Below are 25,484 nucleotides of genomic sequence, written 5' to 3' on the forward strand. Positions count from 1 at the left end.
CATTCACTCCTTGCCTGAGCCGGGCTCGGAAAACGCCCGGTGGATCTTCGCCCCCAGCTGCGCCGGCGTCAGGTCCGCCACCGCGCCCGCGACCTTGTTCTTGAGCGTCGGGAGGACCTTGTGCTTGTTGGCCATCAGCGCATCGTACGCCGCCTTGGCGACCACCGCGGGATCGTCCTTGTGCTTCATCTGCCCGGCATTTGTGTCCATCATGTCGGCGCGGTTGAAGATGTTGGTGTCGGTGATGCCCGGCATCAGCACAGTGACGCCGATGCCGGTGTCCTTCAGCTCGTTGCGCAGCGACTCCCCGAACCAGCGCAGGAACACCTTGGTCGCTCCATAAACGGCTTCGAACGGAGCCGGCTGCGTCGCAGCGATCGAGGAGGTTATCAGCAGCTTGCCGCTGTCGCGCGCGACCATGTCCCTGAGCACGAGCTTGGTGAGCTGCACGGCACCGCGCACATTGAGATCGATCATCCTGAGCTCGCGCTGCAGATCGGTCTCGACGAACGCGCCACCCAGGCCGACGCCGGCATTGACGCACAGCACATCGACCGGCCGCCCCCCAATCGCATGGTACAGGCTGTCGACACCCTGCTCAGTCGAAAGGTCGCTGGCATGAGTCTCGACCATCGCGCCGCCCGCCGAAAGGCCGGCACGGGCATGGGCGAGATGCTCCGGATCGTCGGCCGCGATCAGAACGTCATAGCCATTGTCGGCGAACTGCCTGGCGAGTTCGTAACCGATGCCGCTCGAGCCGCCGGTGACGACGGCGAACATGCTTCTGTCGCTTCCGATCATTGCGGTCTCCTCAGACCCACCTGCCTCACGAACCGCTGTCTTCGCCTGTGGGTTCCGCCCGCGCAGCCTTTCTCGCCGCCGGATTAACCTGCTTTAGGCAATTAGGGTCCTGCGTCTCCGGGGCAGGTGCCGGCGGCACGCGACATTTGGCCGAAAACGCGCCGAAACCCGCGGAAATCATCCGAATTGATGACGAATCCGAGGCCGGTCCCTACACCTTGTGGAGAGGTTCCGGAGGGGCCGATTAACGGCCGAAAAACCATTTTCCGGTAGAACGGTTTCCCAGAAGAGGCGAAAAAGCCGGAACCGATCGCCGCTAATGACAGGGCCAATGACAAGCACGCGTCTGAGACAATTTGCTGCTACACTGCTCGTCGTTCTGGGTACGCTGTTTTTCGCGCCCGCGGCGATGGCCGCCAGCTGCTCGATCGCGACGTCGCAAGGCTCGACCGGGCCGGCAGGCTGGCAGACCTATTGCTGGATCGATTTCTCCACCTACAACGATGCCAGCGCGCGGTCAGGCTTAGGCCAGAATATGAGCCTGACGTTGCAGGATGGCACGGTGGTGAGCTTCAACCTGAAGGTCACCTCCGGCTCCGCGTTGAACACGCTTGCGGCCCCGTCCTGGACGGGAGCTGCCATCGGCAACACCGCGTTTCTCGGCATCACCGGTGAGCCGGTCCTCTACCAGACCGCCGCCGGCACCTCCACGCTCGTCATGTCGAACATCGTGCTGACACCGCCCCCGGGCGCGACCGGCGGCACCCAATATATGATCGTCGCGGCGGACGGGGAATCCACCAATGACGCCGAAACACTGAAGTTCCAGACCAATGGCGGCAGCTGGTCCCTGCTCGATCAGGTCGGCCCGACCACCGGCTCGACCTATCCGACCGCGTCGGGCACAGGGACGCAAACCTTTACCGAGACCGGCGTTGCCGGCACGGTGGGCGCCTATATCGTCGGCAGCGCGACGCCAACCACCGTCACCACCACCCTGGTCGGCGGCGGCCTCGAAGGGGCGATGTTCGCGGTGCGCTACGCCTCGATCCGCCTGACCACAGTTATCTCGGTCGCGCGGCTGAATGCAGCCGACCAGTTCGCCTTCTCGATCAACTCGACCACCACCGGAACCGCGCTCGCCGCCGGGTCCACCAGCGGCACTGGCCTCGGCCCGTTCACCGCCGCGGCGCTGTCCACCGCGTCCGCCGTTCCGGTGACGCTGGTGCAGTCGATGACCGGCGCCAGCGTCAGTACCATCAGCCATTATCGATCGTCGCTCACCTGTACCAACAGCGTGAGCTCCGCCACGCCATTGCCGAGCGCGGTCATCACCTCATCCTATAGTTTCGGCCCGCTGTCGTACGGCGATGTCGTGCAATGCACCTACACCGAGGCAGTCTATCCGCATCTGACCCTGAAAAAGGCACTCGCCGGCACGGGCCGCCAGTTCACCACCGATCAGTTCACGATGAATATCAACCAGGGCGCGACGAATATAGCGACCACCACCACCACGGGCACCGGCTCGACGGTCACCAACGGCACGACCGCGCAGACGCAGGTCACCCCCGGCACTGTCTATACCTTCGCTGAGGTCGGCGCGGGCGGAACCGTCCTGTCGCAATACACGTCGAACATGGCCTGCACCAACACCAATGGCGGATCGTCGACGGTGCTGCCGACCGTCCCGGGCGGCACGATCACGCCGGCGGTCGGCGATGTCGTGACCTGCACCATCACGAACACCAAGGTCGCCGCCAATGCGCAGCTGACCATCAGCAAGACCGGTACCTTGGTGTCGGATCCGGTGAACGGCACCACCAATCCGAAATACATCCCGGGCGCGATCGTCCGCTACACCTTTGCCGTGAGCAATACGGGCCCCTCGTCCGTGACCAACAACTCGGTCTGGCTGATCGACACACTGCCCAACCAGCTGCTGGTCGGCACCTCGTCCTCGCCGATCTTCACGCAAGGCACGCCGACCAGCGGCCTCAGCTTCACCGTCGGCACCGATATCAAATATTCGAACGCGGCAACCGCGCCGGCCACGTTCGCTGCCTGCACCTACACCCCGGTATCGGCCTATGATCCGGCAGTGAACTTCGTGTGCCTCAACCCGAAGGGCGTAATGAACGGTTCGAGCGGCACGCCGCCCAACTTCACCCTGAGCATCCAGGCACAGGTGCAATAAGGCGCATTCCCTGCGCTACCCAAGCACAGCCCGGGTCCACTTTAATTAAACAGCAAACCAGGCCGCCTGTCAGAAGGCTGCGAATGATCTCGCGGAGGCGATATGGCGGTCATAGTAAAACGAAATAGCAGAGGCGGTTCATATACGCCCTTTGAGCCGGACCAGCCTGAATATTACCGCCAGACCCCCGATTATGGCGATTTCATCAGAGGTCGCGGATTGCGCGTTCCCGGCTATGATCACATAACCTCAGCGACGCAGGTCAAAAAGACGGCCAGTCGCATTCCGGACATCATCACGGTTCGGACAATCCGCGTTTGCAATCAGCGCTTCAGGGATTTCGTTGAGGATTGGGAGCCGGGGCTGCATTTTTTTGTACCCTTCGCCCTCAAAAGAAAAAGCGGGGAGGACCTCGGCCCGCATTACAAATATAGCATTGGACAGGATATCGATTGCTTGCTGACCGGGGAATTGCAGCAACACTTTAAAGGCTATGACGCTGCAGATGGCTCAAGGACGTTTGAGTTCTCGATTGGCCAGGCGATTACTCATGCATCGTATAGCGAGCAGTACCCTGACAAATCGAACGCTCCCGCAATAAGAATCAGCAAGCCAGCCATAACAGGCGCCCACCTGTGGACGATGGGGCTTCTCGGCCTGGGCGATAGCGATGAGCCAATGGTCATGTCCGACGCCATGTATAAGGCGTTCAAGAAAGAGAAATTCCGCGAATTGGATTATAAGTGCCTGGCCCACGAAGTTGATAAACCATGGACCGCTGAGGAAAATATGGGGCCAATGCTGGACGCCTGGCGTGAACGGGAAAAGCAGATCGCGCTTCACTGGCCCGAACATCCCGCCCGCCGCGGACCATGTGCATAAGAGCGTCCGCTTTGATCAGTGGAAGCCGATTACGTCGGGATTCTAATGGTTCTGGCACCCCGTCTGGCGAAGCGGCGGTCGGGGAAACATGACAAAAAAGTTAGAATTCGGGCAGCTAAAACCGGGCTGGCCCCGCGACTTGCCCCCCAAATAAACGCCGAATTTATGCGACAATCGGCGCCAGAAATAATGTGTGCTTAATCCAAGTTTGCTCTAATGCGTGTCCTTCATCGCGGCCTGCGACATCGTAAGGTCTGAAAGGATCAGAAGTGAGTCAAGGAAAGGGATTGCTGGGCTCGGTTATGGGAGCCCTGTTCGAAGCTGAGGATAATCCGACCGAACCCGTGCAGGCCCCGCCAAAGGCGACTGCCCCAAATGCTCCTCCTCCTCCCATCGTCACATCGCCTATCGGCAATCCGCAGAGCATGTCGAGCAGCGTCGATGCCGATCTGGTCGACAAGATCCGCGCGGGCACCTTCGCCGTCCCCAGCGACTATGTGTCGCTCATGGACGCGGCAAAGCTCCTCGAAGGCATCATCCCGGACGAAGGCATGCGGCTAAAGGCAGCGCTCGCCAGCTCGAAGATCTCATCGGCCCAGATCGCTCAGGCGCTCTCGACGACGCATACCGATGCCCTGAACGGCGTCGCGACGCTCTACAAGAACGAGCGCGAGAAGAAATTCGCCAAGGACGTGACGAGCAAGCTGGCCGACGCCACCAAATTGGGCAACGATATCCACGCGCTGGAGAAACAGGTCGCGCAGCTCCAGGCGAATATCCAGACCAACCGTTCCAAACAGGCCGCCCTCACCGTAGAGGCGGAATCGGCACGCGTTCAGATCGAGGGCGCTGACGCGAATTTCGCGACCGCGCAGGCGACTGTCGCCGCTGAACTTGTGGCGCTCACCAACAAGATCAAGTCTCTTTAGACTTAGATTCAGGGGGAAATGACATGAACGAGGTCATGGTTCCGAAGCAGGAAATTGTCACCCGCTGGCTTATCAGAGGGGCACTTGTTGTCGGCGCGGTTATCGGGATCAACACCTTCGGCCCCTCGGTCAACGGTGCGCTGACCCTGCTGCACGACGCGACGGAAACGACGCTGCGCACCGGGCTGCTGGTCATTGCCGGCTTCGCCATCTACAAATTCCTGCCGACGCTCAATCTCCTGCTCAACTCGCTCGCGCGAAGGGCAACCTGGCGCGTCATCGAATTCGATCCGATCTCCCCGCTCGAAAATTATCAGATCGAGATCAAGAAAGAGGGCCAGAAATTCGCTGACCAGATCCGCCAGCTCAGCGGCACCGTCTCCTCGATCGAGACCAATCGCGACGATCTCATCAAGCAGGCCGATGATGCCCAGGCCCAATATGATGCCGGCATGCGCCTCGGCAAGGATCCGTCGAGCCTCAGGTCGTTCGCCACCCGCGCCGGCACGCTGCGCAACTCGGCCGAGAATATCTCGAACGTGTCGGCCCGCATCGCGCCCGTCCTCGATCTGCTGCGCAAGATGTACGCTGTCTACAAGTTCCAGGAGAATGAGCTGGCCGACAAGATCGTCGGCAAAAAGGCCGAGTGGAGCGCCTTCAAGGCAGCGGATGCCAGCATGAACTCGGCCCGCAAATTGCTGTCGGGCAATTCGAAGCAGCTCCAATTCTATGAGGATGCGTCGAGCCTGATCGCCAAGGAATTCGGTTCGGTCTTCGGCCAGTTGAACGATCTCCAGCTCGCATCCCAGGAAGTGATCGACTCGATCGACATCCAGAAGGGCGTCTATGACATGCAGGCGTTCGAGCGCTGGCAGGCCAAGGCCAAGCCGCTGCTGATCGAGGACCACACACCAGCATCAACGACGACCGGCCTTGAACCCGGCGCACAGGCCGCACCTGTCTTTTTCAAGAATTAAGGGGGACTTCACATGGCATATGATTTCAGCAAACCGACTCCACTTGCCAAGGGCGCTGGCGCGGTCGTCGCGATCGGCGTCGCCATCTTCGGCATCGGCTATGTTCGCAGCCACACCAACTGGCTCCAGGCTCCGGCCGAGATCCAGTCGGAGGTGCCGACCGGCCTCGCGCCGGTCACCGGTACGGTGACGCAGAACGGGACTGCGGTTCCGGTCATCCTCAATACGTCGAAAGACGTCGTGCCCGACGGCACGCCCTTCCGCATGGAAGTGCTCGCCTGGAATGCCGAGATGGGCCTGCATTTCGCGAATGGCGGCCCGGTCACGACCGTCGGCAGCCTCATGGCCAAGGAACATCTGAAGGCGACCATCCAGCGCCAGGATGATTACGGCAAGATGCAGGAGAATATGCTGAAGTTCGCGACCCAGATCAGCCAGGGCGTCGCCAACCCGACTGACGGCACCGCGTTCGCGATCATCATGGGCGATGGCTATCCGGCCTTCGCCTCCTCGCTTTCGCCGCAGATGGCTAAGCTCAACCAGGCCATCGAAGTGGTCGGCGCGATCGGCTATTCCTACGGCGAAGACAAATGCATGGTCGACAAGAAGCATATGGGCTCGCCCCAGGCCGCCAAGGGCGCCCTGATCGCGGCCGTGATGCGCGACGGCGATTATAACATCTGCGCGGCATGGGCTGCGCAGAACGGCATCCCGATCAACCCAGACGAAAAAACCTATGATCCCGAGGCGCTCAATTTCTCCGGCGTAAGTGCCTTCACTGATGCCGACCAGAAATTCATCACCGGCGCTCAGGAAGAACGCGAGATCGTCTCCAAGGGCAAGAAGACCGGCAAGAAGCAGATGGTCACGGTCGACGGCACCGCGACCTGGACGCCCGGCGACGTCAATGTCGCGCAGAACCGCGGCAATGCCGGGACTTTGGCGTCGACGCGCGAATATTCGTACCAGATGCCGGCGATCATCATCGGCAACCGCGACTATATGAAAAAGAACCCCGAGCTGGTGAAGGGCCTGCTTCGTGCCGCGCTACGCGGCAGCGACATGGTCCGGAGCTCGGAGGCCGCACTCAACCAGGCGGGCGCGATCAGCGCAGACATCTATGGCGAGCAGGATCCGGCCTATTGGGTGAAATACGCCAAGGGCGTGAGCGAACCCGACAAGCAGGGCGCGACGATTGCGCTTGGCGGATCGCGCGTGATCAACCTTGGCGACAACGCCTATCTCTTCGGCCTCAATGGCAAGGCCAATCTGTACAAGCGCACCTATACGATGTTCGGCGACCATAACAAAAAATACTACCCCGCCCTTTTCACCAGCTACCCGGCCTATGACAGTGTCGTGAACACTGAATATCTGGCGGCGCTGCTGCGGGAATCGCCTGAAGCCAAGGTCAGCGCGGTCGACACCTATGCCGGCAACACATCGGGTCAGGTCGTCGCCAATGGCGATTTCCAGATCGAGTTCGATACCGGCTCCGCATCCTTCAAGCCCGCGTCGCTCGCGGTGCTCGAGCAGGTGCTGAACCAGACGGCGATCACCAATCTGAGCGTCGAAATCCGCGGCCATACCGACAATGTCGGCAGCTCGGAGGCCAATATGGCGCTGTCCAAGCGTCGCGCTGACGCCGTGAAGGCTTACTTCATGCAGAATGCCGGATCGGCCTTCCCGGAAAACCGCATCGTGACGCGCGGCTATGGCGACACGTCGCCGGCCGCCGACAACTCGACTGAGGAGGGCCGCCGCAAGAACCGGCGCGTCCAGATATTCCTCCGCAAGGTGGGTTGATCCAAGTCAGACTATTTCGGGGGCCATCGTGCCCCCGATTTTTTTGGGGCAACCATGTTCGCGCTGTTTCAGCCCAATGCAAAACTGCCCGTGATGGACAATCGCCTGCTCGCTTTGGGCTGGGCGATCGCCTTTATCGTCATCACGAGTTTCCTGCCGGTCCCGCTCCTCCCCAAGCCGATGGCGATCCTGACGGCGTGGCGGGAGCTCATGGCGCACGGCCTGCTGCACGAGCTGATGGTCAGCTTCCTGCTCAACGTCGAAGCGATCCTATTCACCACGATCCTGTCGCTGCTGCTCGCCTATGCGTCGCTGATGCCGGTCGTGCGGCCATTCGTGGTCTTCATCTCCAAGAACCGCGCGATCGGCTTTGTCGGCCTGACCGTCTTCTTCACGCTCGCGACCACCGGCATCCACCAGTTCAAGCTGGCGCTTCTGGTCTACGGCATGCTCGTCTGGTTCGTGACCTCGATGCTGTCGCAGCTCGATTGCATTCCGATGGAAGAGTATGACCATGCCCGCACGCTCGGGATGAGCAAATGGCGGATCGTCTGGGAAGTCGTCGTGCGCGGCAAGGCCGACACCGTCATCGATGTCATGCGTGAAAACGCCGCTATGGGCTGGATGCTGCTGCCCATGGTCGAGGGGGTCGCGCGCACCGAAGGCGGCATTGGCGTAATGCTCCTGAACTACAACAAATATCTCCGCCTCGACGCGGTGTTCGCGCTGATCCTGACGATCCTGATCGTGGTCCTCGCGCAGGACTGGTTCCTCCGCATCTGCAAGACCCTGCTCTTCCCCTATTCGACGCTCGACACGGAGTCGAAGCGATGAACGAGTATACCGTTCACGAAACGCTCGTGAACATCTCCAACCTGTCGCTCACGCTCGGCGACAATCCGATCCTCTCGGGCATCAACCACGAGATCAAGGACATCCACCGGGCCGGCAAATCCCAGGGCCAGGTGGTGTGCCTGTTGGGGCCGTCGGGCGTCGGCAAGACCCAGCTCTTCCGGTGCATTTCCGGCCTGCAGCGCCCTACCACCGGCGAAGTGCTGATCGGCGCCGAGCAGAAGCTGGTCCAGCCGGGCGATGTCGGCGTCGTGCCGCAGCAATATACGTTGTTCCGGCATCGCAAGGTGCTCGACAATCTCCTCGTCGCCGCAGCCCAGCGCGGCACACCGAAGGAGGAGGCCACGGAAAAGGCCATGGGCTATCTCAAGCGCTTCGGCATCGAGGATCGCGCCAATCTCTATCCGGCCCAGCTCTCGGGCGGACAGCGCCAGCGCGTCGCGATCATCCAGCAATTGCTCTCGTCCGGCCATTTTCTGCTGATGGACGAACCCTTCTCCGGCCTCGATCCGATCAACAAGGACGAAGCAATCGAGCTGATCGGCGACGTAAGTTCGCAGGATGAGCTGAACACGATCATCGTGACCACCCATGATGTGGAATCCGCGATCACCATCGCCGACCAGCTCGTGCTCCTCGGCAGGAACGAGCCCGTAGACGGCAAGAAGACGGGCTCATCGATCAAGAAGATCTATGATTTGGCGGCAATGGGCATGGCCTGGCGCCCGGACCTTCGCGAATGCCCCGAGTTTTTCGAGCTGTCGAAGAAGATCTATACAGATTTCAGGAGCTTGTGATTCAGGCGCTGGCGATTTTCAGCAGAGCGCGTATCTCCTCGACGACACCATCGCTATTCGCCAGCACATCGTGGTTCCAGAAACGGATGATCGTGTAGCCATTTGCCTCCAGGATCCGTGTGCGAGGGGCATCGCTCTGGGGGGCGTGCTGCCCGCCGTCCAGCTCGACCACCAGCCGCGCCTGCTCACAGATGAAATCACCAATCGCACCACCCGCCGGTTGCTGCCGCTTGAACTTGGCGCCTTCTACCTGACGGTTGCGGAGATACTGCCAGAGCCTGTGCTCGGCCTCAGTGCCATTGACGCGAAGGGCACGGGCAATTCGGGTCAGGCGCTTTTGCGGCATGTGCAGATCTTACCTGATCTTCCCCGAATTTGGGAGTGCTGCGCTCCTCAATCTCCTCTCCAGTGGGAGAGGATACGAAAGCTTGGCAGCTTGCTGCCTAGCTGAAGTTGGTGAGGGGCTCCGCACTCTCGATAGTCCGGAGCCCCTCACCAACTTCGCCTAATTCGCTGCGCTCATAAGGCTTCGTATCCTCTCCCAAAGGAGAGGAGTGAGAGTATTCCATTTTAGGAGATGCCGCGCTCCTCAATCTCCTCTCCAGTGGGAGAGGATACGGAAGCTTGGCAGCTCGCTGCCTAGCTGGAGTTGGTGAGGGGCTCCGCACTCTCGATAGCTCCCGGAGCCCCTCACCAACTTCGCCTAATTCGCTGCGCTCATAAGGCTTCGTATCCTCTCCCAAAGGAGAGGAGTGACAGTATTCCATCTTAGGAGATGCCGCGTTCCTCAATCTCCTCTCCAGTGGGAGAGGATACGGAAGCTTGGCAGCTCGCTGCCTAGCTGAAGTTGGTGAGGGGCTCCGCACTCTCGATGGTCCGGAGCCCCTCACCAACTTCGCCTAATTCGCTTCGCTCATAAGGCTTCGTATCTTCTCCCACTGGAGAGGAGCGATAGCGCGCGCATCCCCGTCACGTGAGGCAGCGCAGCAACGTCCCACAACCGGTATCACCTGGTGACCCAGCCGGCGCGTGAGCCAGAAACTTTCGCACTCCCGGAGAAGATTTATATAGATTTCAGTATCTTGTGATAAGCTCCTAAGGAGATTCCGTAGATCTAGAGGCCGATCACCTCGGGATTCCACCGGTTGACGCGGATGGTCAGTTTTTGACCAGGCTGAAGTGTGTAGAACTCAATCCGATGCGAAGGGATTTCCAATTTTGCCTCATGCCAGGTGCGATCCCCGGGGATCTGATAGCGCATGGTCGCGATCGCTGTGCCGACGACTGCTAGATTTTTCAGTAGCCGGGGATCGTGCCGGACTTGCTGAAAAGCCCACTCTCCGCTGCAATCGCGCCTGGTTACGATTTCCTGCTGACTAACGGATGACGCCGTTCGGTGCGTCTCCGTTCGCGTATAGTCGCAGGATCGTTCGATCGATACTATTTCGCCGGGGTCAGCATAAGTAGTGATCGCGCGATAGGCGATGAAGCAAACCCCAAAAACCAGGAAGCCGATCGTGATTCCCCCTGCCAGCTCAATCTGATTGGGGAACTTCAATCGCTTCACTCCATTCGGTGTCCCAAAACTATCGCATAGCTCTTTAAGACGCACTTAAGGGTGCGACCTCAGCTCCGCTGCCTTGTCCCCGCTCGTGAGGCAGTGGGCCGGAATAGCTGTTCCATGCCCGCCAGGACCGGACCGAGCTTGCCGATCCGACCAACGGCGCTAGCACATAGCGACAGTCCTGGAGGAACCAGCAATGCGTCGATGGACTATAGCGGTCGGAATCGGCGCGCTGGGCATGGTGACGCTGGGCGCGACACCCAAGGCCGAAAGCGCCACCGTCACGATGGGCAAAGGCGCGGCTGCAATGAGCTGGCAATAGAACTCAAATTTCAGCGACGACGTGGCAGCCATGGTTGTTATAGCAAGGCACTATGGCATTAGACGCGCAGGCGATTGTCGCACCGGCCCCGGCCCAGGATGAACCCGACGTCATCGAAGTGATCGGCATCCGGTCCGGATCGACGCAGAAGATCGACCGGCGGACCTATCGCGTACAGCAGACCCCGCATTCGGCACAGAAGGATGGAGCCCAGCTTCTCCGGGAATTGCCTGCGGTCACCATCACCTCCGATGGCGGCGTGGCGCTGCTCGGCAGCGGCGATGTCCATATCTATGTGAACGGGCGGCCCTATCAGGGCGACGCGAGTCGATATCTCCGGACGCTCCATGGCAGCGATATCGAGCGGGTCGAGGTCATCACCAATCCTTCCGCGCAATATTCAGCCGAAGGCACGGGTGGGATCATCAATCTGTTGCTGCGGCATAAGCCCGGCGAAGGGGTATCGGGAAACGCCAGCACCGAAGCCTCGAGCCTCGGCCACGGCGCAGCTGACGCGACGATCAAGTTAAAGCGTGGCAAATGGACCTATGAAGCGGAGGCGCAGGGAGGGGCCGGCCGAACTGGAAATTCGCCTTACGAGAGGCGCCGGAGCGTTGAAGCGGCTATAGGCTCAACGCCGATAGTCGATGACGAACGCGGGCGGCAGTCCTCACACGACGCCTTTGTCGCAGCCTATGGCAAGCTGACCTATGATTTGGATTCCCGGACCAATGTCTCGGCCCGTATCGACGGCGGCGGAAATCGCGACAACACGATCACGACGGCGGATTTCGCCGGCCTCACTTCAGGCTTCCAGTCATTCACCGAGCGGCAGCGCAAGACGCACGCAAATTCCTTCATGGCTGCGCAGCTGAACGTCGATCACCGGGGCAAGAAGGAGGGCGACACGCTCACGGCTGAAGTCGATATCTTCGGCCACCCCATGTCACACGACACGAGTTCCGCCACCTTCAGCAATCGCGGCGTACTCTCCACCGATCGGCGGGAGGGGCTGTTTGGCGTGCTGGCGCAGGTCGATTGGCAGCATGTGATCGGCCGCGAAATCCTGTCGATTGGCGGAACCCTGCGCCACCGCGAGCAGAACGAACAATATCGTGTGATCGACGATGGTCCTGTTGGTGGGAACGGGATCAACGCGATCGATCAATATCGTGCGGTGGACGATGTGATCGCGGTCTATGCGACGTTCCAGCAGCCGATTGGCAGCTGGACGATGATGCCAGGCCTGCGCGTCGAAGCGCACAGCCGAACCATCTCCAGCCCCGGCGCACCCGACATCAAGCTCGACCACGCGCAGGCATTCCCGACCTTTCATGTCGAGCATCGCTTCGGCAAGACGCTCGACCTCACCTTGAGCTACAGCAAACGCATTGATCGGCCGGACGTGGAAAAGCTGCGGCCATATCGCCAGGTCGAGGACGTGCTCACCAGCGTTCAGGGCAATCCGCGCCTCGAGGACCAGTCAACCGACGCCTTCGAACTCAATCTCCACTACCGCAACAAGGCGGTTGAGGCGGGCCTGATCGTCTATGACCGCGAAACCAGCAAGCTGTGGAGCAGGGCCTATAGGGTCGTGGATGGCGTCAGCGTCTACAGCTTCGTCAACGCCGGCCACCGCCGCAACCTCGGCGCCGAGTTCGACTTCGGCATGCCGATCGTGAAACACGTCAAGCTCAACGCCAGCGTCAATCTGTTCGATGAGCGCGCGCCCGTTGACACAGGCGCCGGCGTGACGACGCTTGGCAGCTTTCGCTATACGACCAATGCCACGCTGGAATGGAACCGGGCGGATCGCGGCGAGATTCCCGGCGACGTCGCGCAGCTGCAATGGACGTACAATAGTCCGTCACGCCAGTTTCAGCTGCGCAATCTCTCATCCGGTTGGGTGAGCCCATCCTACACCCATAATTTCAGCCGGGCCATTTCGCTGACCGGCACGATGACATATGCCACGAACAACCGTCATCGCCTGCTCGCGCCGCTCGTCCAGGACTATTACGAGCAGCGAAGCCCGATCGAATTCAAGCTGAAGTTGGTGAAGACATTAGGCGGTCGATAACCCGCGAAGGCGGGTCATCGGCCGTCTGCCGGGGGACCTGTACAATGTTCTGTACAGATAGGAAATGTCAGTGACCCCTCATGACATTCCCAACAGGCGCGGAGACGTTGATCGCAGTTTTCCGCCTGCCCCGTCTCATGGCCTAAGCGCCAGAGCCCCCGATAGGCATGACATAATTCACCAACACGTTACACCGGTTTTCCGCAGGTTCTCCTCGTACAAGGTCCCTCCGGCACCCAAAATCCGCACCGAATTATGTCACACTTCCAACATGTCCGCAGCGGCTTGTGCAGGCGATTCAACCCATGCTCGAAATCCGCCATAGCGAGACCGCGGACCGTCGCAAGCGGTGCGCGCTGCTCTTTCACATGACTGGAATTCTCGTCCGTGTGCTATCGGAGTTGCGGTAGAAGCGCGCTTAAGTCACCGCCGGGTCCAGGTCTGCCTCACGCGGAGTTCAGCCCCGCGCCCTTACCGCCCGTTTCCGCGAGCCACGGTCACCCGCGACACCCTCTCGCCCCGCCGCTCAACCGCAATTTCAGCCACCGGTTCGATCCGCGGCTGTACCGGCGCCTTCACCGGCACCTGAAGCAAGGACCACCCCGTCGGCAGATAATCGGTCGACATGTAGAAATAGAAGATGCAGCTCCCGTCGCTGCGATAACTCGCGCCCTTGACCAGCCCAAAGGCAGTGCCGCCATTGAACACCGGCGCCCCGCTGTCGCCGCCCTTGCAGGTCGGTCCGGCCACCGCCACCCAGGTCGCGAGGCACGCGCCGCCGCACAGATCGCCCGAGGGTGCGAAGTCGACCAACTCGACCTCCGCGCAGCTGTAACCGGTCCGCTCGCCGCGGTGGCACACCACATCGCCCACCCGCGTGCTGGTGCGGTTGCGCGCACCCGTCACTGCGCGCGCCAGGGTCTTCTTGGTATCGGCATAGAAAAGCGGCTGCAGCGCCTGCTCGCTGACATGGAGCTGCACGTCCTGATAACCCCAGCCCCATTGGCCGAGGAAACTGAGCGGCAGCTGGCTGCGATCGGGGCCGTAATAGGCAAGCGTGTCGGGGCAATGCGCCGCCGTCACCACGCCGTCATGCGTGCCGTCGGTCACCACGAAACCGCTGGTGCAGGAATAGCGCTTGCCGTCGACCGGGTTCATCCCCTCGACGCGCCCGCCACCGCCGACCAGGTTCACGTCCTTGAGATTGACCTCGGGCCGGTCCTGCACGCGGAGCCGCACCGGCACGCCGGCGATCTTCTCGATCCGCGCCTTCAGCGTGTCCTTGCCGATCTTGTCGACATCGGCGCCGTCCACCATCAGGATGAGCTGCCCGGTTCGCGGATCGACGCCCATGCTCGGCGGATGCGGCACGGCGGCGCGGATCTCGGCCTGGTGCTGCGTGATCGCGCTCAGGATATGCGTGCGCGAAACCGGCGCGCCGGTCTTGAAGACGATCGGCACATCCATGCCGCCGGCGAACACGGACTGGTCGGGCACCGGATCGGACCCGGTCAGCAGCACGACGATCCGGTATGCCGGCCGATGCTCGATATAGAGGCCGGCCAGCCGGTCCCCATACAGATCCTGCAGGCGATCGGTCGTCGCGACCGTCTCCTCCTGTGCACGGAGCCGGCGCGCCGCCTCGTCGACCGGCACGTCGTAGAGCCGCGCATATTCCCCCGCATCCTGCGCCAGGCCCTCGTCCACGGTCTGGACATGCGCGAGAGGCGAAGGCGGCGGCGAAACCGCGCCCGCACCGCGATGCGACTGCGCGGCGGCCGCGCCAGCCGTCATCGCCAGAATAGCCCCGATTGCAACGCGCCGAAGCACGCGTTTCACATATATGCCCATGGCGCCAACATGCGCCTGATCGTGCCGTTCTGGCAATCCGGACTATTGGGGGCTGAGCACAAGAATATGCGCCGATCCGGGAATCATCGCCGGTCGCCCACCGGCAGTGGCTGGCGGACCGAAACGCGCGCTCGGCAGATAGACCATGCCGTCGCGCCAATCGACTGCGCCGGTACGGGCGCCGGTCTCGGTCGGGACGGACGCGATCACCGTTGCGGCGCCGGGGCTCGCGATATCGATCACCGTCAGCGTGCCGTCCTTGCCGCACGGGATCAGCGCCACGCCGCGCTGTCGATCGAGGATCACTGCATCGGGGCCGAGCCCGATCGGGAGCAGGCTCACAGCCCTGGTCGCGAGATCGACCACCGCCGCCTTCCCATTGCCGCAGGCGCTGATCAGCCGGTTGCGCTGCTTGTCGTAACCAAGCCCGGTCGGTCCGGTGCAACCGGTCAGCGCAATGGCAGACCCCGCCTTGCCGGTGACCATGTCAGCCGTCTCGATCTCATTCTCGTCCTCATTGTTGACGTAGAGCGTCGAACCGGAGCCGACCGCGAATTCGAGGCCGGGCTTGAGCGTGATCGTACCCACTACCGTCGCCGCGACCGGATCGATGATCGAGACCGTCCCGGCCTTGGAGTTCATCACCAAGGCATGCCTGGTCACGCGGTCATAAAAGGCTGCGTCAGGATCGCTGCCGACCGCGATCTTGGCCCTTTCGGCGCCGGTCGCAGTATCGAAGATCCGCACGCTGTCGTCGCGGCCGCTGGAGACGAGCAGCAAGGTCGTGCCCGCGATCGGCACCACTGCATGGCCGCGCACGATCGCTCCGATCGACGTGACCGCGTCATCCTTGGCAAGGTCCACGACCGTGACGCTGTCGGTCCGCGCGACATAAAGCTTGCCTCCTTGCGTATCGACCTTCGCATAATCCCAGCCGCCGTCGGGCACGGCAATCGAGCGGACGATCTTGTAGCTTGGCTTGTCGCCCGGCGCGGGCGCCGCGGCGACGATCGCCGTTGCTGAGGCGAGCAGGAGCAGGCGCGGCATCAGGGTAAAAAACATGAGCGACCTCGCAGGGGAAACAGGGGGAAACCGGATGGCGCCTTGTGCCACGACGGCCTTCGCATAGCGAGGGTGCAACATCGGTCCGGGCGCAGGGTTCGGAAAGATTATAGAACCGAAGCGGCCCTTGCGCGCGAAGGCGATTGCGCCGGTCCGGGTGCTGCGGCATCAACGCACGGATGAGACCCCAGACGATGCGCAGCCTGCGCCAGCTCCACCATTATGTCGGCGTGTTCTTCGCGCCCGCCATCCTGTTTTTCGCGGTCAGCGGCGCTGTGCAGACCTTCCGGCTGGGCGAAGACAAAGGCTGGGGCGGTCCGCCGCCGGCGCCTTTGGTCTGGATGACGAGCGTCCATAAGGACCAGTCGCTACCGCACGCCAGGCCGGAAAAGCCAGCGCCGAAGCCGGATGCCGCCAAGCCCGCCAAAGCCGAGGCGGACGACGATAACGACCACGATCACGACAAGGCGCCGCGCGGCCCCTCTCCGCTCCCGCTCAAGATCTTCGTCGTGTTGCTCGCGCTCGGCCTGACCACGTCGACCCTGCTCGGCATCACCATCGCCCTCACCAACCGCGCGATGCGGCGGACTTCAATCGTCATGCTCGTCGCCGGAACAGCGTTGCCACTCGCGTTGCTGCTGGTGTGAAGGGAAACGGCCTCGCTCGCCGGGGCGAAGGCAGCGACACATTCGGGGGAACGGAAGAAAATGGTCGCTGCGTGCTCTCATGAATGACCCGCGGCTGCAGCCCTGCCCTTGCCGGGGACGCGGCTTCCGACTGCTTTCTGCCCTGCCATTATTGCTGCTGGCCGCCTGTGCGACATACGCACCCCTCCCGCTCGCCAAGGACGCTCCTTCGCTCACGGCGTCCGACGTGGCGGCGCTGTCTCACGTGGCCGCCACCACCGATCATCCCTGGCTCAAACCCATCGCGATCGACCTCGCCCGGCCCCTCAGCCCCGACGCGATCGCCGTCGTCGCGGTGATCGCCAATCCCGATCTCAAGGCCCGCCGCGCGCGAGCCGGCGTGTCCGACGCGCAGCTCTTCGCGGCAAAGCTGCTGCCCGATCCGACCTTCAGCATCGGCGCGAGCCCGGTGCTGTCGGGTCCCGATCCCTTTGTCGATATTGCGAGCTCCCTCGGCGTCGATCTCAACGCGCTCAGGACGCGCGGCGTAACGATCGCCGCGGCGCGTGCCGCCACGGATCAGGTGCATCTCGATCTCGCCTGGGCTGAATGGCAGACCGCCGGCCAGGCCCGCCTCCAGGCGGCGCGTATTGTTGAGCTCGAGCGCAGCCTCGCCGCTGCCGCCGAGACCAGCGTCGCTGCGGAATCGATGCTCACGCGCACGCTTCGCGCGGTCGGGCGCGGCGATCTGGCGGCTGATCAGGGCAACGCTGCCCGCGCCGCCGCCTTCGACGCGCAGGAGCGCGGGCGCATCCTCGAGCGCGATCTCGCGGCGGCTGAGCTCGAACTGACCAGACTGCTTGGCTTGCCGCCCGCTACGGTCATCTGGCTCACGCAAAGCGCTGTGCCTGAGACGCCGCTCGACGCCGAGCGCCTGTTCGCCCTGGCCCGCCAACGCCGCACTGACCTAAAGGCGCTCGAGGCGGGCTATGCCTCGGAAGAGGCGACATTGCGCAAGGCAGTGTTCGACCAGTTCCCGGCGCTTGGACTGACCGTCAACGGCAACCGCGATTCAGCCGGCAATACGCTGGTCGGGCCTGCGATCAACTTCACATTGCCGCTGTGGAACCGCAACCGGGGCGGCATTGCGATCGAGCGCGCGACACGCGCTACGCTCAAGGCCGAATATGACGCCCGCCTGTTCCAGACCCGCGCAGAGATCGCGACGGCTGTCGAGGGCATCACCGTCGCACGCCGCCAGCGCGAGGCGCTGCTATACGACCTTCCCGCCATCGAGCGCTTCGCCCAGGCGGCCCGGCGCGCAGCCGATCGCGGCGACCTGTCGCTCGCGGCCGCCGAGACCGCCGAGCAGGCGTTCCGCGACAAGTGGATATTGCTGGCACAGAGCGAGCAGGACATCATCGAGCAGACCATCGCGCTCGAACTCCTCACCGGGGCACCGAAAGAGACATGGCCGTCATGAGACACACCGCGCCCTTCGCGGCCCCCTTCGCAGCGTTGCTGCTGCTCGCTGCCTGTTCGGAAAGCGCTGACGAGGAGAAGGCACCGGCGCCGACCGCCCTGGTGTCACTCGCGCGGGTCGAGCAGGGCGCGGTCAACCGCCGCGTCACCCTGTACGGCGCGGCGGAAGGCGGCAGCGCGAGCAAGCGCGTGCTCACAGCGCCCGCCGCCGCGATCGTCGCGCGGATCGTGGCGCCCGCCGGAACCCGGGTCGGGCGCGGCCAGATCGTCGCAATCCTCACGCCCGCCGCCGACACCTCGCTCGAACTCGCCAAGGCCTCGAGCGAGGCTCGTGCGGCCGATGCCGCGCTCGCCCGGGCTGAGCGCCTCCGCGCCGATGGGCTGGCAAGCAACGCCGATGTCGAAACCGCACGGGCCGCGGCCCGCGCCGCCGATGCGACCCGCGCTAGCCTCTCCGGTCGCGCCGCCGGTCTCGTCCTGCGCGCGCCCGTCGCCGGCTTTGTCGACAGCATCGTCGCCAATCCGGGCGATGCGGTGCAGGCCGGCGCGACCGTGGCGACGATCGCTGCGCCCGACGACGCCCGCGCCCGCTTCGGCGTCGATCCCGGCCTCGCCACCGCGGTCCATACCGGCGATAGCTTGCGGATCATGCGGCCCGGCGGCGGCTCAGTCGAGGTGCCGGTGCTGTCGGTCGCAACCGTGGTCGACCCCCAGACCCGCCTCGCCTCCCTGTTCGCCGCCATCCCCGCCGGCTCGGGCATCGGGGTTGGCGAAACGCTGAAGGGCGATGTCTCAATCAGCGGCCAGGGCGACACGCTCGCCATCCCCTATGCGGCGCTGCTCGACGATGGCGGCCAATCCTATGTCTTCACCGTCTCCGGCGGGACCGCCCATCGCCGCGACGTGACGATCGGCCCCGTCGCGGGTGATCGGGTCGCGATCGTCAAAGGCCTGAGCGCCGGCGATCAGGTCGTGACCCAGGGCGGCACCGCACTCGAAGACGGCATGAAAGTCCGCACCAAGTGACGCGGGCTTTCCTTGAGCGGGAATCACCCATCCCGTTCGTCTACGGCATTCACACATCTGCGCGACGCTGTTTCTCCCTCTCCCACCGGGAGAGGGAAGGGGCCCGCCGCGAAGCGGTGGGAAGGGTGAGGGTGACGAGCATGAGCGGCTCCTACTCAACCTCACCCCGCGCTGCTGCGCAGCTTGCCCCTCTCCTAAAAGGAGAGGGGAAGAAGGACGCGTCCGATATGTGTGGGCGAACCTCTTCGCCACGAACCTGGGCTTCGACAGGCTCGGACCGAACGGCGCCGGGTTCCAAACAGCGGGCCCCCGTATGACCCGAGCGCTGGCGAACCATGCCCGCGCCCTGTGGCTCGCCGCCCTGCTGCTGACGCTCGGCGGCGTGGTCGCGGCGACGAAGCTGCCGGTCAGCCTGTTCCCCTTCATCAGCTATCCCCGCGTCGTCGTCGCGATCGATGCGGGGGACCGCGACGCATCACAGATGGCCGCCGGCATCACCCGCCCGATCGAAGTCGCGCTGCGCTCGGTCCCCGGCGTCACCCGCATCCGCTCGACGACCAGCCGCGGATCGGCCGAGGTCGCGCTCAACTTCGCCTGGGGCCATGACATGGTCGCGGCGACGCTGGCGACCCAGGCAGCGCTCGCCGCCCAGGTGCCCGATCTGCCGCCCGGCACGAAGTTCGAAGTCCGCCAGTCCGACCCGACCCTGTTCCCGGTGCTCGGCATCGCCCTCACCTCGACCTCACTCGACCAGCAGGCGCTGCGCCAGATCGCCGAGCTCCGGGTGCGGCCTGCCCTCACCGCGGTCGACGGCGTCGCGGCGGTGGACATTCTCGGCGGCTCGCCGCGCGAATTCGCCGTCGATGTCGATCCCGCGCGCGCCCAGGCGCTGGGCATCAGCCTCCCCGATGTCGCCGCCGCGCTCGGCAAGGCAAATGATGTGCGCGGCGTCGGCAAGATCGAGGATCGCCACCGGCTCTATCTCGTGCTGGCCGAGAGCCCGACCGTCTCGATCGCCGATCTCGGCACCACCCCGGTCAAGGCTGGCACCAGCGCCGGCGCCGGGCTGGTGACGCTCGACCAGATCGCCACCATCCACCCCTCCGCAGAACCCTCCTGGACCCGCGTCACCTCGAACGGGCGAGACGCAGTGCTGATCAATATCCGCCAGACCCCGTCGGGCGACAGCGTGCGGATCGTGCACGAGGTCTCCGCCCGGCTGAAGCAGCTCGGCCTTCCGGTCACCGTGACCGTCACGCCCTTTTACGACCAGTCCGAGCTCGTCACCGGCGCCGCGAACGCGGTGCGCGATGCCATCCTGCTCGGCGCCTTCCTCGCCGGCATCGTCCTGTTCCTGTTCCTGCGCTCCGGGCGGCTGATGCTGATCACCGGCCTGATGCTGCCTGCCGTGCTCGCCGGCACCTGCCTCATCCTGTCCGCACTCGGCATGAGCTTCAACATGATGACCTTGGGCGGCATGGCCGCGGCGGTCGGGCTGATCGTCGACGATACGGTAGTGATGCTCGAACACGTCATGCGCCGGCTGCAGGAGGGCGCGGTGAAGGGCGCCTCGGGCATCCTCGCGGCGGCGGCGGAAATGGGCGTCCCGCTGTTCGGCTCTACCGCGGCGACGATCATCGTCTTCCTGCCGCTCGCCTTTATCAGCGGCGTGACCGGCGGCTTCTTCAAGGCGCTTGCGCTGACCATGGTCGCCGCGCTGACCCTGTCTTTGCTCTATGCCCGCTTCGTCATCCCGCTCGTCTCGGCGCATTGGCTCCGCGAAAGCGACGCCGAGGCGGCCGAGCGCGCTGACGGGTTCATGGGTGGCCTGGTCCGCTTCCATGACCGCGCCGCCGACCGCCTCCTCGCCCGGCCAGCTCTGTTCGCCGGCGTGCTCGGGCTCGGACTGGCGCTGCTCGGCTTTGCCGCCTGGTCGCATGTCCCGTCAGGCTTCATGCCGCAGATGGACGAGGGCGGCTTCATCCTCGATTACAAGGCGCAGCCCGGCGCGGCCCTTGCCGATACCGACCGCCTGCTCCGCCAGGTCGAGCAGATCATCACCGCCACGCCTGAAGTCGCGAGCTATTCAAGGCGGACTGGTGCCCAGCTCGGCGGCGGGCTGACCGAGGCTGACGAGGGCGATTATTTCATCCGGCTGAAGGGCGGTTCGCGCCGCTCGATCGAAGCGGTGATGGCCGATGTCCGCGGCCAGATCGAAGAAAAGGTCCCCGGCATCGAGATCGAGACCGCGCAGCTGATGGAGGATCTCATCGGCGACCTGACGGCGGTGCCGCAGCCGATCGAGGTGAAACTGTTCGGCGATGACGAGCATGAGCTCGACGCGTCGGCGAAGCGCATCGCCGCCAGGATCGGCAAGATCGACGGCGTGGTCGAAGTCGTCGATGGCCTGCGCGTCGCCGGCGATGCGATCGCGGTGGCGGTCGATCGCGGCGCGGCGACCCAGCAGGGGCTCGATCCCGGCAATGTCGCCAACCAACTCGAGGCGATGGTCGGCGGCACCGCGGCCACCGAGGTCCGGGTCGGCGAGCAGCTCGTCACGGTCCGGGTGCGCACGCCCGCCGATCTGCGCGCGCGCGCCGCCGATATCGCCAACCTCGTCCTCACCGCGCCCGACGGCCATGCGGTGCGCGTCAGCCAGATCGCGAAAATCTCGGTCGCCGCCGGACAGAAGCAGCTCACTCGCGAAGATCTCGCGCCCTTCGTCGCGGTGACCGCGCGGCTCGAGGGCCGCGATCTCGGCTCGGCGATGAAGGATGTTCGCGCGGCGGTCGCCGGCCTCGCGCTGCCGGCATCGGTGCGGGTCGATTATGGCGGCCTCTACGCCCAGCAGCAGCAGAGCTTCTCGGACCTGACCATGGTCTTCGCCGCAGCCCTGTTGCTGACCGCGCTGCTGCTCACTTTCCTCTACGAACGGATCGTGTGGACGCTCGCAGCGCTCGCCACCGTGCTGCTCTCGGCCGCGGCGGTGCTGTGCGGCCTGTGGATCACCGGGATCGAGCTCGACATCTCCGCGCTGATGGGGCTGACCATGGTGGTCGGCATGGTGACCGAGCTCGTCATCTTCTTCCTCGCCGAGCTCGACAGCGAAGGCCATGTCGACCTTGCAGCACTCCGCGACGCCGGCTCGAAACGCCTGCGCCCGATCCTGATGTCAGCCCTGATCGCGATCCTCACCCTCAGCCCCCTCGCCTTCGGCCTGAGCCGCGGCGCCGGCCTGCAACAACCGCTTGCGACCGCAATCATCTTCGGCCTGGTCGCCGCGGTGCCGCTGGTGCTGCTGTTCCTGCCAGCGGCAATCGTCGCGCTGGGCGGGTCGAAGGGTAAACAAGCCAAAACAGGGTAGTTCCTCTCCTTTGGGAGAGGATAGTGAAGCTTGGCAGCTTGCTGCCTAGCGCAACTTGGTGAGGGGTTCCGGGAGCTATCGAGGGCTCCCGGCGCCCCTCACCAACTCCGACTAGGTCGCTGGGCCGCCTCGTCGAGCCGATAAATCACCGCGAAACCGGGAACAGGTGCCGCCTCCTTCCGTTCGGCTCGCAAGCCGAAGAGGAGAGCTTGGAAATGGAACTTCATCGTGGCCGGTTGATCGACCACCTCCATCTCGTGGTGCGCGATCTGCCCGCAAGCCGCCGCTTCTACGGCGCGCTATTCAAGGTGCTCGGCGTGCCGATCGGCGGCGAGGCCGATGACTATTTCTGGGTGGATGAGCTGTTCGTCTCAACCGCTGACAGCAAGTCTGCGCACGGCCAGTTGACCGGGCGCCATCACCTCGCCTTCCAGGCAGCCGATCGCGATATGGTCGATGTGTTCCACAAGGCGGGCCTGGAGGCGGGCGGAACCGACAATGGCGCGCCCGGCGAGCGGCCCTATCACCCCGGCTATTACGCCGCCTTCCTGCTCGATCCCGACGGCAACAATATCGAGGCAGTGTTCCACGGCGAGGCAAAGCGCAGCGCACCATCCGTGACGGTCACATTCTAGGCCCTGAATCAGAAGTTGGTATAATTATGTATCGTCACCCCGGACTTGTTCCGGGGTCCACTGTGCCGCAGGAGCCACCGCGGCGGAAAAGCGGATCGGTGCGCCCGGGGTGACAGAGAGCTATTTGGAAGCGGCAGGCGGCAGGGGCTCAAGCCCGAGCGACGGCGCCAGATCCTCCCAATTCGGATTCTCGCGTTCGATCAGGTTCTTCTTCCACTCGCGGCGCCATTTCTGGATCCGCTTTTCCGCCGTGATGGCGGCCTCCATTGTGTCCGCGACTTCGTACCACATCAACATCTTGATATTGTGACGTTTGGTGAAGCCGTCGAACGTACCGTCGCGGTGCTGCATCATTCGACCGACAAGGTTCGACGTTACGCCAGTGTACAAGGCTCCGTTGAAGCCATTGGAGAGGATATAGACGCAGGGGATTCGTTCCCTCATAGCGATGAGAATGCCGAACCGTGGATGCCGGAACAAGTCCGGCATGACGAATTTTTCGAGGTTCTACTTTCCCGTCATGCCGGACTTGTTCCGGCATCCACCGTGCCACAGGAGCCACGGCCTCGAACCGGACGCTGGGACCGCCGCATGGAATCCCGGCCTCAGATCCTCACCCCCAACAACCCCGCCACAATAGCCACAGCGATTCCCCCACAAACCACCACACCCCCCACCCAAAGCCGGTTCACCAGCCGAACCTCCACGCCATGCGCGATCAAAACCTGCCGAAGCCCCAACGACAGGTGCACCAGAACAAGGAAAACCCCCCAGCCATAATGCGGGACCAGCCTGATATTCCACGCATCATGGATCAGCCCCTCGGGCGCGCCTGATGCCCATGCCCAGTCGGTCTCGACATGCCGCACCGCGCGCGCACCGATCAACGCCGAGTTGAGATGGGTGACGATAAAGCTCGCGATATAAAGCCCGCTGCCGACCTGCAGCACCCGGAAGCCATCGCCGGGCAAGCGGCTCCACCGCCGCGCCAGGGCAAGGCCGGTCGCGATCTGGAAGAGGAGCAATCCGATCAGCAGCCCTTCGACCAAAGGTTGCCGATAAACCGTGCGCCCCGCCTTCATGATCGCCGCATGCATATCGGGCCCGATCAATCCCGACAGATGATTGGTGAGATGAAAGGCGATGAAGACGACGATGAGCGATGCAGCCACCCCGTGGACGACCCGCAGCCGGGGCGACGCAGCGCGCGCGACGGCGGGCGGTCGAAGCCCGACATAGGCGATCGCAGCCGCCCAAAGCCCCAGCCATATCGTTTCATCGCTTAGCGGGCGCCCGACCAAGCCGCGCGTGACGCCGATCAGGACGAAGAGCGGCGGCGCCACCATCGTCACATAGGCCAGCGACCTAGCCCGCACCCGCACATCCCCCGGGTCCGAAACCGAGCGCAGCAAATATGCCCAGCCGAGACCCACAAGAGGCACCGCCGCCGCCAGCAACAGGCAAAGCCAGCCGCCGGCGGTTCGGACGAGGTCCGGATGGCTTCCTGAGGCCCCGGTGCAGTTGCTGAAACCATGCAGAAAGAACGGGTACGACAGCGCCAACAGGAGTGGCGCGAACCACGCGGCGCTGCGCTTCATCGAACGGCTTTCAATCGGCAAAGCGCTCATTGATTTATCTCGATACGCCGTATATTACGGTAAAGCGTAATAAATTGGAATCGAGATATGTCAACGCAAAGCAGAGTCAGCCGATCACGCGAAGAGGTGCTCACTGACCTCACCCAGGCCGGCAATCTGCACAGCGAGGCGATCGTCCTGTTCCATTCAGCGGTCGCGCAGGACATGGGCCTCGACCCGACTGCCTATAAGACGCTCTTCCTCCTCAGGCGCCTCGGCCCACTCAGCGCCGGAGAGATAGCGAGAGAGACAGGATTGGCGACCGCCTCGGTCACGGATCTGATCGATCGCCTCGTCAAGAAAGCCTATGTCAGCAGGGGCCCGCACCCCACGGATCGCCGACGGATCGTGGTCACGTTGATCGAAGAGTCCGTCACCGCGACCCGCCGCCATTTTGGCGTGCCGAACCCCTCCATGGCCGCGCTATGCGAACATTATGATGTCCAGCAACTCGAGGTCATCACGGATTTCCTGAGACGCAATGCGCAGAGGCTGAGGCTGGATCTGGCGCATCTGCATGAGAATCCTTCTACCCTTGTGGGAGAAGGAGGGAGGAGCGAAGCGACGGAAGGATGAGGGGGAGTGAGGTTCCGG

Annotated in this window: 22 protein-coding genes; 15 read left to right on the forward strand and 7 right to left on the reverse strand. The window is 63.5% G+C overall.

Translation table 11 applies throughout. The features are described from left to right. Window positions 1-3: 3 nt before the first annotated feature. Complete coding sequence (locus AC1DVS_RS17825) at window positions 4-801, reverse strand: SDR family NAD(P)-dependent oxidoreductase (RefSeq protein WP_478025257.1); 798 nt, start codon at window positions 799-801, stop codon at window positions 4-6. A 331-nt stretch (window positions 802-1,132) separates the two neighbouring features. On the opposite strand from AC1DVS_RS17825, the gene AC1DVS_RS17830 reads away from it, so the two are divergent. From AC1DVS_RS17830 to AC1DVS_RS17860, 7 genes are all read left to right on the forward strand, one after another. Further along, window positions 1,133-2,998 (forward strand): hypothetical protein, encoded by a 1,866-nt coding sequence (locus tag AC1DVS_RS17830; protein WP_478025258.1) that lies wholly within the window; start codon window positions 1,133-1,135, stop codon window positions 2,996-2,998. A gap of 102 nt (window positions 2,999-3,100) precedes the next feature. Further along, entirely contained in the window at window positions 3,101-3,880 is a 780-nt protein-coding gene (locus AC1DVS_RS17835) for a hypothetical protein (RefSeq protein ID WP_478025259.1), read from the forward strand. Between the two features lie 269 nt (window positions 3,881-4,149). Then, on the forward strand, window positions 4,150-4,809 hold the full coding sequence (locus tag AC1DVS_RS17840) for a hypothetical protein (protein ID WP_478025260.1): 660 nt from the start codon (window positions 4,150-4,152) through the stop codon (window positions 4,807-4,809). Window positions 4,810-4,832: 23 nt separating this feature from the next. Further along, window positions 4,833-5,786: a hypothetical protein gene (locus tag AC1DVS_RS17845; protein ID WP_478025261.1), complete on the forward strand. Its 954-nt coding sequence runs from the start codon at window positions 4,833-4,835 to the stop codon at window positions 5,784-5,786. Window positions 5,787-5,798: 12 nt separating this feature from the next. Then, window positions 5,799-7,592, forward strand: coding sequence for an OmpA family protein (locus tag AC1DVS_RS17850; protein ID WP_478025262.1), 1,794 nt, complete (start codon window positions 5,799-5,801; stop codon window positions 7,590-7,592). Between the two features lie 54 nt (window positions 7,593-7,646). After that, window positions 7,647-8,426: an ABC transporter permease subunit gene (locus AC1DVS_RS17855; RefSeq protein ID WP_478025263.1), complete on the forward strand. Its 780-nt coding sequence runs from the start codon at window positions 7,647-7,649 to the stop codon at window positions 8,424-8,426. Next, on the forward strand, window positions 8,423-9,241 hold the full coding sequence (locus AC1DVS_RS17860) for an ABC transporter ATP-binding protein (protein WP_478025264.1): 819 nt from the start codon (window positions 8,423-8,425) through the stop codon (window positions 9,239-9,241). Before AC1DVS_RS17855 ends, AC1DVS_RS17860 begins: the two co-directional genes overlap by 4 nt. Window position 9,242: 1 nt before the next feature. Here the strand turns inward: AC1DVS_RS17860 and AC1DVS_RS17865 are convergent, their stop codons facing one another. Together AC1DVS_RS17865 and AC1DVS_RS17870 are read right to left on the reverse strand one after the other, a co-directional pair. After that, complete coding sequence (locus tag AC1DVS_RS17865) at window positions 9,243-9,587, reverse strand: endonuclease domain-containing protein (RefSeq protein WP_478025265.1); 345 nt, start codon at window positions 9,585-9,587, stop codon at window positions 9,243-9,245. A 768-nt stretch (window positions 9,588-10,355) separates the two neighbouring features. Beyond that, the gene (locus tag AC1DVS_RS17870) at window positions 10,356-10,799 is read right to left on the reverse strand and encodes a hypothetical protein (RefSeq protein WP_478025266.1); all 444 of its coding nucleotides are present in this window, start codon (window positions 10,797-10,799) and stop codon (window positions 10,356-10,358) included. 202 nt (window positions 10,800-11,001) lie between these two features. On the opposite strand from AC1DVS_RS17870, the gene AC1DVS_RS17875 reads away from it, so the two are divergent. Together AC1DVS_RS17875 and AC1DVS_RS17880 are read left to right on the forward strand one after the other, a co-directional pair. Next, window positions 11,002-11,127 (forward strand): hypothetical protein, encoded by a 126-nt coding sequence (locus AC1DVS_RS17875; protein ID WP_478025267.1) that lies wholly within the window; start codon window positions 11,002-11,004, stop codon window positions 11,125-11,127. A 52-nt stretch (window positions 11,128-11,179) separates the two neighbouring features. Further along, a complete protein-coding gene (locus tag AC1DVS_RS17880; protein ID WP_478025268.1) occupies window positions 11,180-13,207 on the forward strand; it encodes a TonB-dependent receptor in 2,028 nt (675 codons plus the stop codon). 471 nt (window positions 13,208-13,678) lie between these two features. Here AC1DVS_RS17880 and AC1DVS_RS17885 read toward each other — a convergent pair whose 3' ends face one another. Together AC1DVS_RS17885 and AC1DVS_RS17890 are read right to left on the reverse strand one after the other, a co-directional pair. Further along, on the reverse strand, window positions 13,679-15,058 hold the full coding sequence (locus AC1DVS_RS17885) for a chymotrypsin family serine protease (RefSeq protein ID WP_478025269.1): 1,380 nt from the start codon (window positions 15,056-15,058) through the stop codon (window positions 13,679-13,681). Between the two features lie 42 nt (window positions 15,059-15,100). After that, window positions 15,101-16,105: a YncE family protein gene (locus AC1DVS_RS17890; protein ID WP_478025270.1), complete on the reverse strand. Its 1,005-nt coding sequence runs from the start codon at window positions 16,103-16,105 to the stop codon at window positions 15,101-15,103. Between the two features lie 194 nt (window positions 16,106-16,299). Here AC1DVS_RS17890 and AC1DVS_RS17895 point away from each other — a divergent pair, with 194 nt between their 5' ends. The 5 genes from AC1DVS_RS17895 (at window position 16,300) to AC1DVS_RS17915 (ending at window position 23,253) form a co-directional block, all read left to right on the forward strand. Further along, on the forward strand, window positions 16,300-16,767 hold the full coding sequence (locus AC1DVS_RS17895) for a hypothetical protein (RefSeq protein WP_478025271.1): 468 nt from the start codon (window positions 16,300-16,302) through the stop codon (window positions 16,765-16,767). A gap of 226 nt (window positions 16,768-16,993) precedes the next feature. Further along, complete coding sequence (locus AC1DVS_RS17900; RefSeq protein ID WP_478025272.1) at window positions 16,994-18,229, forward strand: TolC family protein; 1,236 nt, start codon at window positions 16,994-16,996, stop codon at window positions 18,227-18,229. After that, entirely contained in the window at window positions 18,217-19,254 is a 1,038-nt protein-coding gene (locus AC1DVS_RS17905) for an efflux RND transporter periplasmic adaptor subunit (RefSeq protein WP_478025273.1), read from the forward strand. The genes AC1DVS_RS17900 and AC1DVS_RS17905 overlap by 13 nt, the downstream gene beginning before the upstream one ends. A 313-nt stretch (window positions 19,255-19,567) precedes the next feature. Next, window positions 19,568-22,618, forward strand: coding sequence for an efflux RND transporter permease subunit (locus AC1DVS_RS17910; protein ID WP_478025274.1), 3,051 nt, complete (start codon window positions 19,568-19,570; stop codon window positions 22,616-22,618). Window positions 22,619-22,833: 215 nt separating this feature from the next. After that, on the forward strand, window positions 22,834-23,253 hold the full coding sequence (locus tag AC1DVS_RS17915; RefSeq protein WP_478025275.1) for a VOC family protein: 420 nt from the start codon (window positions 22,834-22,836) through the stop codon (window positions 23,251-23,253). A gap of 120 nt (window positions 23,254-23,373) precedes the next feature. On the opposite strand, the gene AC1DVS_RS17920 is transcribed toward AC1DVS_RS17915, so the two are convergent. Both AC1DVS_RS17920 and AC1DVS_RS17925 read right to left on the reverse strand, forming a co-directional pair. Beyond that, complete coding sequence (locus tag AC1DVS_RS17920; protein ID WP_478025276.1) at window positions 23,374-23,697, reverse strand: GIY-YIG nuclease family protein; 324 nt, start codon at window positions 23,695-23,697, stop codon at window positions 23,374-23,376. 161 nt (window positions 23,698-23,858) lie between these two features. After that, complete coding sequence (locus AC1DVS_RS17925) at window positions 23,859-24,851, reverse strand: hypothetical protein (protein WP_478025277.1); 993 nt, start codon at window positions 24,849-24,851, stop codon at window positions 23,859-23,861. An 87-nt stretch (window positions 24,852-24,938) separates the two neighbouring features. Between AC1DVS_RS17925 and AC1DVS_RS17930 the strand changes: the two genes are divergently transcribed. Continuing rightward, window positions 24,939-25,466, forward strand: a complete 528-nt coding sequence (locus AC1DVS_RS17930; protein ID WP_478025278.1) for a MarR family winged helix-turn-helix transcriptional regulator — start codon at window positions 24,939-24,941, stop codon at window positions 25,464-25,466. Window positions 25,467-25,484 lie beyond the last annotated feature (18 nt).

It is taken from the genome of Sphingomonas sp. P3_C5, assembly GCF_056402635.1.

Excerpts from the sequence above, each read along its gene's own strand:
- AC1DVS_RS17925 (WP_478025277.1), bottom strand. The coding sequence starts at position 24,851 with ATGAAGCGCAGCGCCGCGTGGTTCGCGCCACTCCTGTTGGCGCTGTCG.
- AC1DVS_RS17850 (WP_478025262.1), top strand. The coding sequence starts at position 5,799 with ATGGCATATGATTTCAGCAAACCGACTCCACTTGCCAAGGGCGCTGGC.
- AC1DVS_RS17885 (WP_478025269.1), bottom strand. The coding sequence starts at position 15,058 with ATGGGCATATATGTGAAACGCGTGCTTCGGCGCGTTGCAATCGGGGCT.
- AC1DVS_RS17890 (WP_478025270.1), bottom strand. The coding sequence starts at position 16,105 with ATGCCGCGCCTGCTCCTGCTCGCCTCAGCAACGGCGATCGTCGCCGCG.
- AC1DVS_RS17855 (WP_478025263.1), top strand. The coding sequence starts at position 7,647 with ATGTTCGCGCTGTTTCAGCCCAATGCAAAACTGCCCGTGATGGACAAT.
- AC1DVS_RS17860 (WP_478025264.1), top strand. The coding sequence starts at position 8,423 with ATGAACGAGTATACCGTTCACGAAACGCTCGTGAACATCTCCAACCTG.
- AC1DVS_RS17825 (WP_478025257.1), bottom strand. The coding sequence starts at position 801 with ATGATCGGAAGCGACAGAAGCATGTTCGCCGTCGTCACCGGCGGCTCG.
- AC1DVS_RS17910 (WP_478025274.1), top strand. The coding sequence starts at position 19,568 with ATGACCCGAGCGCTGGCGAACCATGCCCGCGCCCTGTGGCTCGCCGCC.
- AC1DVS_RS17915 (WP_478025275.1), top strand. The coding sequence starts at position 22,834 with ATGGAACTTCATCGTGGCCGGTTGATCGACCACCTCCATCTCGTGGTG.
- AC1DVS_RS17895 (WP_478025271.1), top strand. The coding sequence starts at position 16,300 with ATGAGACCCCAGACGATGCGCAGCCTGCGCCAGCTCCACCATTATGTC.
- AC1DVS_RS17865 (WP_478025265.1), bottom strand. The coding sequence starts at position 9,587 with ATGCCGCAAAAGCGCCTGACCCGAATTGCCCGTGCCCTTCGCGTCAAT.
- AC1DVS_RS17835 (WP_478025259.1), top strand. The coding sequence starts at position 3,101 with ATGGCGGTCATAGTAAAACGAAATAGCAGAGGCGGTTCATATACGCCC.
- AC1DVS_RS17920 (WP_478025276.1), bottom strand. The coding sequence starts at position 23,697 with ATGAGGGAACGAATCCCCTGCGTCTATATCCTCTCCAATGGCTTCAAC.
- AC1DVS_RS17845 (WP_478025261.1), top strand. The coding sequence starts at position 4,833 with ATGAACGAGGTCATGGTTCCGAAGCAGGAAATTGTCACCCGCTGGCTT.
- AC1DVS_RS17905 (WP_478025273.1), top strand. The coding sequence starts at position 18,217 with ATGGCCGTCATGAGACACACCGCGCCCTTCGCGGCCCCCTTCGCAGCG.
- AC1DVS_RS17880 (WP_478025268.1), top strand. The coding sequence starts at position 11,180 with ATGGCATTAGACGCGCAGGCGATTGTCGCACCGGCCCCGGCCCAGGAT.
- AC1DVS_RS17875 (WP_478025267.1), top strand. The coding sequence starts at position 11,002 with ATGCGTCGATGGACTATAGCGGTCGGAATCGGCGCGCTGGGCATGGTG.
- AC1DVS_RS17930 (WP_478025278.1), top strand. The coding sequence starts at position 24,939 with ATGTCAACGCAAAGCAGAGTCAGCCGATCACGCGAAGAGGTGCTCACT.
- AC1DVS_RS17830 (WP_478025258.1), top strand. The coding sequence starts at position 1,133 with ATGACAAGCACGCGTCTGAGACAATTTGCTGCTACACTGCTCGTCGTT.